General features: G+C 36.9%; 11 protein-coding genes. 7 read left to right on the top strand and 4 right to left on the bottom strand.

Annotated features, from left to right (window positions below; genetic code table 11):
• The first annotated feature begins 163 nt into the window (after positions 1 to 163).
• The 4 genes from LX64_RS22985 (at position 164) to corA (ending at position 3,885) form a co-directional block, all read left to right on the top strand.
• A complete protein-coding gene (locus LX64_RS22985; protein ID WP_111600048.1) occupies positions 164 to 931 on the top strand; it encodes a hypothetical protein in 768 nt (255 codons plus the stop codon).
• Between the two features lie 14 nt (positions 932 to 945).
• The gene (locus LX64_RS22980; protein ID WP_158538719.1) at positions 946 to 1,332 is read left to right on the top strand and encodes a VOC family protein; all 387 of its coding nucleotides are present in this window, start codon (positions 946 to 948) and stop codon (positions 1,330 to 1,332) included.
• 94 nt (positions 1,333 to 1,426) lie between these two features.
• Complete coding sequence (locus LX64_RS22975) at positions 1,427 to 2,668, top strand: DUF3472 domain-containing protein (RefSeq protein ID WP_111600046.1); 1,242 nt, start codon at positions 1,427 to 1,429, stop codon at positions 2,666 to 2,668.
• A 116-nt stretch (positions 2,669 to 2,784) separates the two neighbouring features.
• The gene (gene corA, locus LX64_RS22970) at positions 2,785 to 3,885 is read left to right on the top strand and encodes a magnesium/cobalt transporter CorA (RefSeq protein WP_111600045.1); all 1,101 of its coding nucleotides are present in this window, start codon (positions 2,785 to 2,787) and stop codon (positions 3,883 to 3,885) included.
• Here the strand turns inward: corA and LX64_RS22965 are convergent.
• The 3 genes from LX64_RS22965 to LX64_RS22955 all read right to left on the bottom strand — a co-directional run bounded on the left by LX64_RS22965 (position 3,882) and on the right by LX64_RS22955 (position 7,366).
• A complete protein-coding gene (locus tag LX64_RS22965) occupies positions 3,882 to 4,517 on the bottom strand; it encodes a hypothetical protein (protein ID WP_111600044.1) in 636 nt (211 codons plus the stop codon). The genes corA and LX64_RS22965 overlap by 4 nt on opposite strands.
• Before the next feature lie 78 nt (positions 4,518 to 4,595).
• Positions 4,596 to 5,099, bottom strand: a complete 504-nt coding sequence (locus tag LX64_RS22960) for a DUF2480 family protein (protein ID WP_111600043.1) — start codon at positions 5,097 to 5,099, stop codon at positions 4,596 to 4,598.
• A 164-nt stretch (positions 5,100 to 5,263) separates the two neighbouring features.
• Positions 5,264 to 7,366 carry a peptidylprolyl isomerase gene (locus LX64_RS22955; protein WP_111600042.1) on the bottom strand — a complete coding sequence of 701 codons (2,103 nt, stop codon included), beginning with the start codon at positions 7,364 to 7,366 and terminating at the stop codon, positions 5,264 to 5,266.
• Between the two features lie 672 nt (positions 7,367 to 8,038).
• On the opposite strand from LX64_RS22955, the gene nadA reads away from it, so the two are divergent.
• The gene (gene nadA / locus LX64_RS22950) at positions 8,039 to 9,130 is read left to right on the top strand and encodes a quinolinate synthase NadA (protein ID WP_245952796.1); all 1,092 of its coding nucleotides are present in this window, start codon (positions 8,039 to 8,041) and stop codon (positions 9,128 to 9,130) included.
• A 1,528-nt stretch (positions 9,131 to 10,658) separates the two neighbouring features.
• Here the strand turns inward: nadA and LX64_RS22945 are convergent.
• Positions 10,659 to 10,901 carry a FeoA family protein gene (locus tag LX64_RS22945; RefSeq protein WP_245952795.1) on the bottom strand — a complete coding sequence of 81 codons (243 nt, stop codon included), beginning with the start codon at positions 10,899 to 10,901 and terminating at the stop codon, positions 10,659 to 10,661.
• 162 nt (positions 10,902 to 11,063) lie between these two features.
• Here LX64_RS22945 and ybeY point away from each other — a divergent pair, with 162 nt between their 5' ends.
• Together ybeY and mnmG are read left to right on the top strand one after the other, a co-directional pair.
• The gene (ybeY, locus tag LX64_RS22940; RefSeq protein ID WP_111600039.1) at positions 11,064 to 11,486 is read left to right on the top strand and encodes an rRNA maturation RNase YbeY; all 423 of its coding nucleotides are present in this window, start codon (positions 11,064 to 11,066) and stop codon (positions 11,484 to 11,486) included.
• Between the two features lie 738 nt (positions 11,487 to 12,224).
• Positions 12,225 to 14,093, top strand: coding sequence for a tRNA uridine-5-carboxymethylaminomethyl(34) synthesis enzyme MnmG (gene mnmG / locus LX64_RS22935; protein ID WP_111600038.1), 1,869 nt, complete (start codon positions 12,225 to 12,227; stop codon positions 14,091 to 14,093).
• Positions 14,094 to 14,177 lie beyond the last annotated feature (84 nt).

The raw sequence follows: 14,177 nt of genomic DNA, 5'->3' as shown, positions 1-14,177 counted from the left end.
TGACTTTTAAAGGAAGATGTGCTTGAATACGATTATGGACTTGCATCTAATAAAAATAGCTGTTATTTTTATAGACCAAACAACCCTAATAGCGGAAAGCCTTTGAATACGCATTAACTATCAACCAGTTGTTGCAAATCGCACAACTTATATCTTATTCATTATGTCCTACGACCAGAACATCCATGTAATTTTTATCAATGTTGAAAACGGGGAACCGTTTGGCGAAACTTCCATTGCGGCCAACCAATTGCCTCCTTCATTCGATGATAATAATACTTTGCAAATTGGGCATGAACAATGGCAAGTAATTGAAGCAACCCCTAGCCAAGCAAGCGATTTTATTGCTTCAAAGGAATTGGTTTTGCACCTAAAAAAAATCAGTACGCCCCTTCCTCCTAGTAATATTCTTTACTCTTTACCTACTATCTCGAATGAAATCCCGATGCTTGTGCAAGAAGCGCCTTTCTCCTCATTCACACTATTCTTACACGAAGACGAATGGCGACAAAAAGAATTCATTCATCCACGCAAACTTGCTTTAGTTGGTGAAGAAGTAGATGAGATTAAAGAAATATGGATGAATTTCAGTAAAGAAATAGACGATGATCACCGTGCGTTTAAAAATATTCATGTTCGTAAAACCATCGGTTTACCTGGATTATATATTTCCTTGGAACAACTAATGGCTGTGTTGCAGGTAAGTGAGCCTGGTAGCATTTCATTTCAAGGACATGAAGGTTACGTTGAAAATGGGTTTTCTTTGGAAACAACCAACAGCAAGTATTATGGTATTGTGGAAAACGGTGTGGTAAAACAATTAGGGGTTATTGAAGAGAATGATAGCACGATGCGAGAAGTAAATAAATTGATTCGTGTTTTCTCCCTTTCATTTGTGAATTGGGTACAATGTTTAATTATTCCAGCATAAATGTTCGATACACCATGCAAATTACTCTTGGTCGCGTAGTAATCCTTGTGCACGATTACGATGATGCGCTTGATTTTTATTCTAAAGTTCTCAACGCTCGCATTCTTTTCCAACAAACAACTGAAACTGGGCAACGCTTTTTACATATTGGATTTGATGATCGTCACCTAGGAATTTGGTTTTTATTAGCTGAAGATGAAACTCAAAAGCAGCTGGTTGGCCAACAAACTGGCGATCAACCAGCACTGGTTATGTACACAAATGATATGCAAGCATTCCTTACCCTCTTAGACGAATACCAAGTGAAGATTATTCGTCCTTTAAAAAGCGATCCTTCTAGTCAATACATTCACTTCGCCGATTTGTACGGCAATGAAATAATCATGGTACAGCTGAACTAACTAGAAACTCTCAGCAAAATGTAAAATTCTACTTCAACATTTGCATCCCGGCTTGTTTAAGGTTTTATTTGAAGTGTATTTTAAACACGTATTTATGAAAAAACTCGGCACAGCCCTCCTGCTCTGTATCTACGCGCTTACTACAAGCGCACAAAGCGTTACACTTCCTGGCTTTACTGCATATGCTTCGCCTTTAGAAGAAGGAATTGTTATTGATGAACATCGTGGTGTGGAAAACTGGGAGAGTTCCCAAGCAGAAGTGAAGTTCTATTGTTATATCAGCAACCCGGGAAAGCTTAATATCTCGCTCGATGCGAAATCTACGGGAGCTTCCTTAAAAGTAATCACCAACGGGGTGAGTAAGCAGGTTAAGCTAAGTAGCCTTAATGACTACACAAAGCTCCCTGTTTTACAAACAGAGATAAAGAAAGCCGGGTTTTACGATATAACCATAACTGGACTTACGAAAACAGGAAAAACCTTTGCTGATATACGTGGGGTTATTTTAGAAGGTACTGCCACTAAAGATATTCAGTACAATCCAAAACCATGGAGAAGATCGGCATCAGTACATTTAAAATACACACCTCCAGCAAATGAAAAAGTTGAGTGGTTTTATGGTGAAATTAAGGTGCCGACTGGAGAAGATAAGATTGGAACGTATTATATGAGTTGTGGGTTCCATCGTGGATATTTTGGTATACAAGTAAACAGCGCTACCGAACGACGTGTAATTTTTTCGGTTTGGGATGCTGGTGGAGAACCAGAAACACGGGATAAAGTGAGATATGAAGACCAAGTTACCTTACTTGCAAAAGGTGATGAAGTAGTTGCACATGGTTTTGGCGGAGAAGGTACCGGGGGGCATAGTCATTGGGTGTACAATTGGCAAGCCGATAGTACTTATCGTTTCCTGATGCACAGTGTTCCGGAAGATACGTACACAACCTATACGGCTTATTTCTATGTTCCTGAGCATAAAGAATGGAAACTTGTAGCCAGCTTCCGTGCTCCTAAGGATGGGCAATACATGAAAAATCTCTACTCCTTTTTAGAAAATTTTTCATTTGAAAACGGAAATATTTCATGTAAGGCTTATTATGGTAATCATTGGATTAAAACAGCAGAAGGTAAATGGTATCCACTAAATCAAGCTAAGTTCTCCAACGATGCTACGGCTAGGGCAAAGGATAGGCTCGATTATGGTGGCGGTGCAGAGCAGCAATGGTTTTATTTATGGACTGCCGGCTTCAAACCCGCCAATGCTAAAGCGGGCGATACTTTCGAGCATACATCGAATGTAAATTCCCCTGTTATCAATCTTCCGAAATTCTAAAAATATTCTTTATTCCTCCTTACTATTTTACAAGTACATATGCCCTCTTTGAAGAGGGCATTTTGTTTGCATGCTATATTATTTCGTAATTTTCAACATAGAAATTTTTTACGTAAATGGCTATTCGTCCGCTCATTCCAATCGCAGATATGTTTTCCGTTTTCAAATCAAGGCGGAAGCAGCGTATTATGAACTTCAATCCTATTAATAGCGTTGCCACACGCGTTGAAGCAAAGGAGATTATTATTACCGTATTTGAATACAATGAGGAGGCGCTAAAGGAGAAAAGTTACACTTGTGAGGAAGACTGTTTTGTACATAATGGCAATAACAAAGTAAAGTGGATAAATGTCGACGGTATTAACAAAGCCAGCGTAAATAATATATCTCAGCATTTTGGGATTCACCCATTGTTAACAGAAGATATTCTAAGTGTTGGGCAACGTGCAAAAATGGATGAAATTGACAACATACTATTTTGTTTATTGCCGATGATCTATTTTAATGATCAAACAGCTGAAGTAGAGCAAGAGCAAGTAAGTTTCGTACTGGGAAAAAATTTTGTGATTTCCTTTCAAGATGATCCAAATCGAGATGTTTTCAATCCAATCCGCGAACGTTTGCGAATAGCTAATTCTAAACTCCGCGGGGCAAAAGCAGATTATTTACTATATGCTCTCTTGGACATCATAGTTGATAATTACTTCGTGGTAATGGATAAGCTCGGTGAAAGAATCGAGATACTCGAAGATATAATTCCTCATCGCCCCGATAAACGTACACTCGTTCAAATTAACCATACACGTACACAAGCACTATATCTTAAACGCGCTATCGCACCTGTTCGCGAAGTAATTAATGGGTTGATAAAATCTGAAAATGATTTGCTGCAAGAACGGACAGAGAAATACTTTAAAGATGTGTATGATCATATTGTTCAAGCAAATGATCTTGTGGATAACTACCGTGATATGGTTGTTAATCTGCAGGAACTATACCATACGCAAAATAGCCTTAAACTTAATGAAATCATGAAAGTGTTGGCTGTTGTAACAACACTAATGGCGCCTCTAACCGTTATTGCCGGTATTTATGGGATGAACTTCGAAAATATGCCCGAGTTACGAACTCGATTTGGTTATTACATCACCCTAGGAGTTATGTTAATAATTCTTATCGGGATGATTATTTTCTTTAGGAAAAGAAGGTGGTTCTAATTCGCCGACCAATTTAATAGTTCAGAAGTTTCCATATTATACTTCCATGCTACTGGTCGCAACAAACCATGTTCATCTGCTTCAATTCCACCGATGATAATTTCATGGTCGTTGATCCAATTCACTTCTTTGATTGTTATACTTGGGCCTACGAACAGAATTCTTAACCGAACTTTTGATGCCACATCTAAAATCGCAACTTCTGAATCGGGATCTCCACCCAGTAAGCGAGGTTTACCATTAACATCTTTCTCTAAAACATTGCCATAACTCACCATATCAATGGCCATTGTTTTCTCCTTATTATACACGAAATATGGAGCATAAGCATCATAGCGTTCTTGTGTCATTACTGTTGTAAATGGGTTTCTAACAGAATCGACTGTAACTTGATTAAGAGAATCGAGATTAAATTCGCGGTGTAAAGCAGTATCTACCCACCCTTTCCAGGTAATTAGGTTATGTTCGATATAGTAATCGAGTGAATCGGCACCTTGGGCGTTATTTTCTTCTGTTTTAGATGAAGATTCGTTGGTAGGTTGTTGATTTTTATTGCAACCTCCGCATGAGGGTAACAAATAAGTAGCTAATCCAATGAGCGCAATACTTCCTATCAGTTTTTTTATCTGCATAATATCCTTTTTTGAATCGCAGGAGATAGGGACAATAAGGTGGGAAACAATGCCTGATTGGGTTTACAGGCACTGCAATTATTTCTTTTTATAAACAGGTACAGTAGAGCAAGGCTCTCCGTACATAATACTTTTAACTACTGGTCGCAGCAATCTTGTGATTTCCACATAAGCCGAAGCACTGATATTCTTATCACCACAGCCTTTTATCACAACCCGCGCATCAATATAATCTTGCGGATTAATGGTAGCAAGATTCTTTAAAAAGAGTGTATGTTGTAAAACAGCTTCATCACCATATGTAGCATAATTTGCAACAGGTTCCAAATAAGAAACCACTAACATATATGCCCACACCGGTATAATAGCATCAGCTGTGCATGTAATAGCAACATTCTTACCACGGTATGCTTCCCAATCGGTGGTAAGTAACGCAGCACGGAAATCTTTTTCCTTCAAAATCAACTCCATAAAAAGATATCCTTTCAAATCGAAAGTCACTATTTCTTCTGCCGGGTAAAATTTTTCAAGGTCAATCGTGATTAAACCACTCTGAGCGACTTTATTAACAATTTCTTCCATGATGCTAATTTATAGCTACAAATTTACGAAATAATCAGGCAAGCATTCTTCCTTAGCGAGGAGATGGTGCGTTGGAATGATGTTTTTAACATTTCATGACAAGTCCTAAAATAGCAATGCCCCAACATAGTGTTGAGGCATTGTTGAATGTATAATATATTCTATTAGAAGAATTTAGCGCGGTTATCTACCACATTTACTTTCTTCTTAATAACATTAAATAATGCTGAATTCCAAAGTTGACGCGTTTGTTGTTCGTATGCAGAACGAGCCAATGTGTATTCAGGAGCAGGAATTGAAGATGGAACATATGCATCTACTTTCACTACAAATACACCGTTAGAACCTTCAATAGGAGCTGAAACTTTACCAACACCCCATGCTTTATTGAAAGAAGCACCGATTACACGTGGTTCAAAACCTAAACCCTCGATAGTATAACCCGCAAAGTTAATGTTAGAAGCTGCCATTACAGGTTGAGCTGTAGCTTGTGCTGCTGCTTCGATTGATGCTGGTGTTTTTAAGTTAGCGATGATTTTATCAGCCTTTTTAATTTTTCTAACTTCCGCTTCTACTCTAGGACGAACTTCATCTAAGCTTAAAGTACCTTTAGTGCGGATGTTAGTTAATACAGCAACTACGTGTTTATCTTCAACGGAGAAAACTGGAGAAACATCACCGATCTTTGCACCGTATACCCATCTAACTAATTCACGAGTAGAACCGATACCTGGCACAACGAAATCCATTGGGTAAATATCTTCAGAAATACCTTTGTTCAAACCTTTCTCGCGGATAGTGTTTTCGAAAGTTTTACGATCACGGTTTTTAGTACCGAATTCGCTAGCTTCTGCATAAGCTGCGCTTGCAGTTGCAGCACTAGGATCTACTCTCTTTGACAAATAAGCCACCTTAATAGCTGGACCGAAGTTCTTTTGTTCTAAGATTTCAACTAACGCATAACCGTAAGAAGTTTTTACCACTTTCATCGCGCCTTTAGCACCACTCAAAGCAAATTCTTTTTCTTCTTCAACATAGTTACCGTTTGGCGTGATTGTTACTTCACCACCGTTTTTAGCTGTTTCGTTATCATGTGAGAACTCAGCAGCTAAAGCCGCAAAGTTACCACCTGCTTTTATCACAGCTTGTAAGCTATCCAAACGAGCTTTCGCTGAAGAATCGCCAGCTGGAGCGCTTAATGCAATGTGGCGGATTTTAACTGTATCAGGTAAAGTTTTGCGATCAACCATTTTAGCGTAAGTGATCAAGTTGTTATCGTAGTAAGGACCGAAAGAACCACCAACTGGTAAGTTCACGATGCTTTCTGCGTTTGGAACACGTACGATGCTAGCTGGAGCATAGCCATCGAAAAACTTCGTTTCAGAGTTAGCATTAATCAAGTTAGCAACATCAGTAGCATTTGTAGTGCTATCCAATTCTGCCTTCAATTCATTTAATTGTTGAATAGCAGCTAAGCTATCAGCAACAGAAGGAATTGCATTAAAAGAGATGAACTCAATTCTGCGGTTTTCTTCTGTTTGGAATTGATCTTTGTGTTTTTGAATATAGTCGTTCAATTCAGCATCAGTTAATTTGATGTCGCTATCAGGGATTGAAGCGTATGGAACTTGAACATAAGAAATGTTAGCTGAATTTGCGGCAGCGGCAGCATCCATTTCCATCATCCATTTAGGGTAATTGATACCTTGGTGAATGAGGGTAGTATATTTATTATACAATTGTTGTTTACCAATTTGATCTTCGAGAGATTTCAATTGAGCAGAAGCTTGGCCAGTTTTATCTTGCGCAACGTTTTGAGCAATTTGACGCAATTGTGCTTGGTCGAATTTACCGGTTTGTGGATCAGTAAATAATTGTACAACTTGAGGATTTGGATTTTTACCAAAAAATTGATCAGAGATCTCATCTTCAGTAACAACTAAACCCAATTTCTCGAATTGCTTATTCATTACTTGTTCAGAAATGAATTGGTTCCAAACTTGTTCACGAACTTGTTGACGACCTTCATCGCCTAAAGCTTGGCCAGTTTGTTGTGAGTAGTTTCTTTCAGCTAAATCAGTTAGCTCCAAATATTCCTTTTGAGAAAGCTCTTCGCCGTCTACTTTACCTACGGTTGTGGAACGGTTGAATAATCCACCGCCTCTTCCAAAAAAGGCATCTTGTAAGATGAACCCTAAAATGGCTAAGATGATTATCGCAACCATAATCTTAGCGTACTTTTCCCTGATAGTCTGAATAACTGACATATATTATATAGTCTAAATTTTAAAGGAAAGCAAAAATAAAATAAAAATACTGTAACTGCAAAATAGCTTTAAATCGGTTAAAAACCAATACTAGCAAGCATTTCGGGAGATTGCTCACTTTTAAGGCATAGGGGCGGTTCACACGTTATCCACAATCTTTGCTTTTATAAAGGTTGAAAAATTAGGTTTAAAATTGTTGTTATAAGCCGCCAGTGGTAGGTCTCCAGGCCTGGTTATAAGACTTCAGCAATATCCACAAAATAATTATACTTACACAATAATTCACAGCGTTTTGTGGAAAAAGATCACATTTTTTTAAAATTACCCCGTTTTTTGCCAGGGTAACATTTCCCAGGTTTCCAAGTCGATTTTTTCACAAAAGCTGTTGATAACCCCCTGGGTAAGTCGAAAAATGGTGGGAAAACTGCGGCTCCCAGGCAGGGAAAAATATTTTTGTTTTTCTCGCCTGGATCATTTCCTTACCTGGCGATCGAATTTAAGGTACATTTCCCACACTTTTTTTCGAGTTATTCCACATTGTGGTTATTCACGTCCAAAATAATCCACAGTGTGTATAAAGTAGCTCAAATTCAATAGCAGCAATAAAACTGCCTGTTAATTTTGTGTGGATAGCACAGAAAAATATAATAACAAGTACCTTTGTGATGGTGTTTGACTGATCACTTTCCACAAACTAACATCCCTAATAGTAGTGGGCTTTATTTTTTTGAAAAATTTAAAAAAGAATTTATAGTTATGATTACGGCATTAACGGAAGCAAAAAAAAATTTGCAAAAAAATGGGTTCCTCGATGTACCTGTTGATGTGCGCCTGGATTTGTTCGATGAAATCGCCCGGTTGAAAAAAGAAAAGAATGCCGTTTTGCTTGCACACTATTATCAAGAACCCGATATTCAGGATGTAGCCGATTATATTGGCGACTCTCTCGGGCTCGCGCAAGCTGCTGCGAAAACTGATGCTGATATTATCGTATTCGCCGGTGTGCATTTCATGGCCGAAACAGCAAAAATTCTAAATCCACATAAAAAAGTGCTTTTGCCTGATTTAAAAGCAGGTTGCTCTCTTGCTGACAGTGCTCCCCCGGAGCTTTTCAAAAAGTTCAAAGAGAAGTACCCCGATCACTTAGTGATTTCGTACATCAACTGTTCGGCAGGTATCAAAGCGCTCAGCGATATCATTTGTACTTCTTCTAATGCCGAAAAAATAATCGAAAGCCTTCCAAAGGATCAACCGATCATTTTTGCACCTGATCGCAACCTAGGTTCTTATCTAAATAAGAAAACTGGTCGTAACATGGTATTGTGGAACGGGGCTTGTATGGTGCACGAAATTTTCTCACTTGAAAAAATCATCAACTTAAAAACTCGTCACCCCAAAGCTAAGGTCATTGCTCACCCAGAATGTGAAGCTCCAATCTTAGCCATCGCGGATTATATTGGATCTACTACTGGTTTGTTGAAATTCAGTCAACGTGATGAAGCACAAGAATTCATAGTAGTTACTGAGACTGGGATTTTGCACCAGATGCAAAAAGAAAACCCAAGTAAAACTTTTATCCCTGCTCCCCCTAATAATGCATGTGCTTGTAACGATTGTCCACACATGAAACTCAATACACTAGAGAAGTTATACTTATGTATGGAGTATGAACAACCTGAAATTACAATGGACGAAAATTTACGTATAGCTGCAAAAAAGCCAATCGATCTTATGCTCGAAATTAGTGCTGCAGCTGGTTTATAACAATTCACTCTTATACACATAGCCCTGTTAAGTAATTCACTTAACAGGGTTTTTTATTGCCTGTATTATTCTCATGTTAATTGGTATTTACCTGGGTAACTTACACTTGTTATTTTGTAACTAGTTGATAATCAGTATTAAAAATAGCATCATATATATTATAAGATGTGAACCAGGTGTTAATAGCTGTGGAAAATACCTGGGTAATGCGTGATTTAAGGCTTTTATACGTGAATAAACTCGTACATATCCCCATTTCTTCCTAAATATTCAATTCTCAGCGCCTTCATTTTGAGTTTTAATTTATTATAAATGGAAAATTAACCTCCTGAGATTTTACTTTATACACATATCCTGTGGTTACCACGGGATAAGGCTTTTAGCGCAATTGTCATTGTATTCATTTAAGAAGGGCTTGAGATTTATGTGTATAAGTCTAGTATCTGATGTGAAATTATTGTGGAATTCTCAAACGACTCATTATTTTAAAGCGTTGAGAATTAAATATTTACATTTTTTTCGTGGGTACCCTGGGATGTGGATAAGCATATCATTTTCAGTGCACTTTTTAATAAAGCCTTGGAGAATTTATTCTGATATTTTTCTTGTGGTAGTGACAGTATTTTTCTCTTTTTACAAATCTCAAAGGCATTAAAAATGAAGGCTTTATCCGTAAAATTGTCCGTAAGTTCCCCTAGATTATTAGATTCATTTAAATCTCATAGCCTTCATTTTTTAAGGCCGTGAGATTTAGATGGATTCCTATAGTTTGTAAATATGTTTAGAAATATTTGGATGATTAATTCACAGGAGCTTTAAATGGAAGTAGCTGAGAATGAAAAATATTGAATTGTGGAAGGGTAATGGCGTCGTTTTATTTTGGAATGGATTCTTAACGCCTTCAAAAATATGCTTGTAGATTTTATATAAATTAATTCTGGAAATCCTTACTGCTATTAAGTTTAAAGGACTAGCTTATCCACACTTAGCGCTTATAATTTCGATTTTTTTCAGTTTTTATAGTCTATAAGTGGATAACTGGCCCATTTACATGATTTCTTTTCTTTTCTATTATTTATTTGTGGAAAACACATTGTTGCTTTTTGTTTTTCCCCTTTTTCTAAATAATTGAGGATATCATAGCTTTAATTGCAGAAAAGCTGTTTTAATTCAAGCATATTTTGTGGATTAACAAGTTGATAAAAGATGTTTGTTTATTGAATAAATAAAAAGTGTGGATCTATTGCGTAATGAAGAATTTTCTTTTTCGAACTATTATAAATTTAAAACTTTCATTTTTAAAAACTGTATGTTGAAAATGGAAGTATTATTTATACGGAACAATTTAGTTTTACCCAGCTCATTTATTTTCTAGATTTTTTGTGGGTTTTAATGTTGTGAAGAGTCAAAATTTTTTATTTTTTTGTTTTTGCATAAGCAAAAACTTCTTATAAGAACATATAAATCAATAAAAAAAGCGAATGTACCAATTGATACATTCGCTTTTTATAAAGAGAAATTATTAAGATTATTTAGCAGTAGTAACTTCAACTTCTTCTACCCAAATAAAGTCCGCTTCTGTTTTACGAAGAGATAAATTATAGCCTGCTACAATGATTGAAATTGGATCACCCAATGGAGCTATTTTTTCAATCTTTACATATTCACCAGGAACACAACCCATTTCCATGAGCTTAATGTGAATATCATCCTTTTCGAATTCACGAATCACAGCACTCTTACCGATGCCAAGTGAAGATAATTTGATCATGCCATTTTTCATTGTCTAGGAAATAAGTGATTTACCAATCTATAGTTACAAATACACTTTGCAATTACTTAGCAAAAGTACCTTAGTATCATCAATATGCAAAAATGAAATGGTCGCTAAACCGAATTTTCACTATACTTTTACAATCCTAAACTTACAATTATGGCAGTAAGATTTTCAAACCACGAAGTAAAATTAGTTCTAGAGGATAAAACAAGGTTGAAGAAGTTTTTAGCCGACCTATTTAAACGTGAAAATCAAGGTTTATCTGGGTTGCAGTATGTATTCTGCACAGATGAATATCTCTTGCAAGTAAACCAAGAGTTTTTAGATCACGATACTTACACGGATATTATCACTTTTGAGTTATCGCCAGATCCGGAAATAACGGAGGGTGAAATTTATGTAAGTGTAGAACGTGTAGAGGAAAATGCGACTAACTTCAATGTGAGCTTTAACCACGAATTGCACCGTGTTATTTTCCATGGAGCATTGCATCTTTGTGGGTTTGGCGACAAAACCGAAGAAGAAGAAGAACTCATGCGTAAGAAAGAAGATGAATACCTAGCTTTATATTTTGCTTAGGATTTTCGAGAACAACTTTTTTTAAGGCAGTAATCTAAAGTTAGGTTGCTGCTTTTTCTTTTAATGAGAGACGCGAGTACCTACCTTTTTTGTATTGAATTCGATCTTAATTTTTGCCATCCCACTCCTCAAACTTAGCATCTCTTCTAACCCCAATATGATAATTCTAAACAAATTCTAGGGTAGTTTAGCATTACTAGACTGTATAGAAGATTAGGGTTTAAAGGTTTGACTATGAAATTTTATTTAAAATTGAATTCAGAATATTAGCCCCCTTCTTTAATCCATAGAATAGTAATTTGTCATTATCAAACGAACTATATTTTACAGCTGTTCCTTGCGTGAATTAATTAGAGAAGATATAGTTGAAATGTATTTTTAAGCGTGTCTATTTTTAATGGGATTTTATTGTGAATTGAGTTTGTTGGTCGTGGATGCAGATGTAAGAATTTCTTCTTTGGGCTTTACCTTAAATAGTTATAACGCTAGTGCTCTCTCCAATTTCCTATAGAGTTAATATCTTTACTTTTAACTCAATCTTACCCATTTTCATAAATGTTCCACGTGGAACATTTATGAATTAAAGATATTAAAAGGAGATATAACCTGCTTTATTCTTAGAATATGTTCCACGTGGAACATTTACTTTCTCATCATTTTATCACTCTTTTACTACAATTCATTTTTATGATTTTTCTTGTTGACTAATGTGTAATTTTGCATCTTCAATTTATAAGTATGTTTCCTACTTACGATGTTATAGTGGTTGGTGCAGGTCATGCTGGTTGTGAAGCTGCTGCTGCTGCTGCCAACATGGGGTCAAAGGTTTTACTTGTGACCATGAACATGCAAACTATCGCTCAAATGAGTTGCAACCCTGCAATGGGTGGTATTGCAAAAGGACAAATTGTTCGCGAGATAGATGCCTTGGGTGGTTATTCTGGTATTGTTACCGACCAGTCCATGATTCAGTTTAGAATGTTGAACCGTTCTAAGGGACCCGCTATGTGGAGTCCTCGTACGCAAAACGATCGCATGTTGTTTGCGGCTAAATGGCGCGAAGCTCTTGAAAATACCCAGAATATAGATTTTTACCAGGACATGGTAAAAGGCCTTCTTGTGAAAGATGGTGTTTGTTATGGTGTAATTACTGGCTTGGGGCATGAAATCAAAGCAAAAGCTGTTGTTCTTACAAATGGTACTTTCTTGAATGGTGTCATTCACATTGGAGATAAAACTTTCGGTGGTGGTCGTGTTGCAGAAAAAGCTGCAACAGGAATTACCGAACAACTCGTTGAACTTGGTTTCGAAAGCGATCGATTAAAAACGGGTACTCCTCCTCGTATCGATGGTAGGAGTTTGGACTATTCTAAAATGGAAGAACAAAAAGGTGATGACGACATTGTTGGTTTCTCCTATTTAGATGTAGAGAAGATTAAACCGACCGAACAACGTAGTTGCTGGATTACTTACACTAGTGAAAAAGTGCACGAGATGTTGCGTACTGGTTTTGATCGTTCACCTATGTTCCAAGGAAGAATTCAAGGTGTAGGACCAAGATATTGTCCATCTATTGAAGACAAGATCAACCGTTTCGCAGAAAGAGACCGTCACCAATTATTCGTAGAGCCTGAAGGTTTTAATACAGTGGAGATCTATGTAAATGGATTCTCTACTTCATTACCTGAAGATGTGCAGTACAAAGCGTTGCAAATGGTGCCTGGTTTTGAGAATGCAAGAATGTTCCGTCCAGGATATGCGATCGAGTATGATTACTTTCCACCTACACAATTACAATTCTCATTAGAAACGAAACATATTAGCTCCCTCTTCTTCGCTGGCCAAATAAATGGTACTACCGGTTATGAGGAAGCTGCATGTCAAGGTTTGATGGCAGGTATTAATGCTGCTTTGAAAGCTAAAGGTCAAGATCCTTTTGTTTTGAAAAGAAGTGAAGCCTATATCGGGGTATTGATCGACGATTTGATTAATAAAGGTACTGACGAACCTTACCGTATGTTTACGAGTCGTGCTGAATTCAGAACCCTACTCCGCCAAGATAATGCCGACCTTCGTTTAACTGAAAGAAGCTACAACCTCGGGTTAGCTTCTGAAGAAAGAATGGAAAAAGTACGTGTAAAGCAAGATGGTGTGGTGAAGATCAAAAACATCTTGAAAGAGCTACCAATAGATCCTGAAGAGATTAACCACATGCTTGAAGAAAAAGGTTCTGCTCCTTTGACCCAACGTCAACGTGCTTACCAAATTTTATTGCGCCCGCAGATGGATATTTTTGCAATGAAAAATGCGGTGCCGAAATTAGAACAAGCATTGGCTGAATTCAACCGGGATACTTTAGAACAAGCAGAAATCCAAATCAAATACGAAGTATATATCGAAAAAGAAAATGAACTTGTAAAAAGAATGAGTCAATTAGAAGACTTGATCATCCCCGATTCATTTGATTATTCGAAGTTGGTTTCTTTATCTGCCGAAGCACGCCAGAAATTTTTGAAAATTAAACCACGCACATTAGGACAAGCAAGTCGAATTAGTGGTGTGAATCCAAGTGATGTTCAAATCCTAATGGTATATATGGGAAGATAATTTTCCGTAAAACTTCAATAAATATAATTTTGAAAAGCTGGGTATTTATACCCAGCTTTTTTCTTAAGGCGACAATTACAATCT

Origin of the sequence: Chitinophaga skermanii (genome assembly GCF_003259335.1) — a bacterium.
Lineage (GTDB): Bacteria > Bacteroidota > Bacteroidia > Chitinophagales > Chitinophagaceae > Chitinophaga > Chitinophaga skermanii.
The sequence above is the reverse complement of the archived record's forward strand: the minus strand, read 5'-3'. Positions and strand labels throughout refer to the sequence as shown.

What these genes read in the sequence shown, in the direction of transcription:
- LX64_RS22965 (WP_111600044.1), bottom strand. Translation starts at nt 4,517, where the DNA reads ATGCAGATAAAAAAACTGATAGGAAGTATTGCGCTCATTGGATTAGCT.
- mnmG (WP_111600038.1), top strand. Translation starts at nt 12,225, where the DNA reads ATGTTTCCTACTTACGATGTTATAGTGGTTGGTGCAGGTCATGCTGGT.
- corA (WP_111600045.1), top strand. Translation starts at nt 2,785, where the DNA reads ATGGCTATTCGTCCGCTCATTCCAATCGCAGATATGTTTTCCGTTTTC.
- LX64_RS22980 (WP_158538719.1), top strand. Translation starts at nt 946, where the DNA reads ATGCAAATTACTCTTGGTCGCGTAGTAATCCTTGTGCACGATTACGAT.
- LX64_RS22955 (WP_111600042.1), bottom strand. Translation starts at nt 7,366, where the DNA reads ATGTCAGTTATTCAGACTATCAGGGAAAAGTACGCTAAGATTATGGTT.
- LX64_RS22945 (WP_245952795.1), bottom strand. Translation starts at nt 10,901, where the DNA reads ATGATCAAATTATCTTCACTTGGCATCGGTAAGAGTGCTGTGATTCGT.
- LX64_RS22985 (WP_111600048.1), top strand. Translation starts at nt 164, where the DNA reads ATGTCCTACGACCAGAACATCCATGTAATTTTTATCAATGTTGAAAAC.
- ybeY (WP_111600039.1), top strand. Translation starts at nt 11,064, where the DNA reads ATGGCAGTAAGATTTTCAAACCACGAAGTAAAATTAGTTCTAGAGGAT.
- LX64_RS22960 (WP_111600043.1), bottom strand. Translation starts at nt 5,099, where the DNA reads ATGGAAGAAATTGTTAATAAAGTCGCTCAGAGTGGTTTAATCACGATT.
- LX64_RS22975 (WP_111600046.1), top strand. Translation starts at nt 1,427, where the DNA reads ATGAAAAAACTCGGCACAGCCCTCCTGCTCTGTATCTACGCGCTTACT.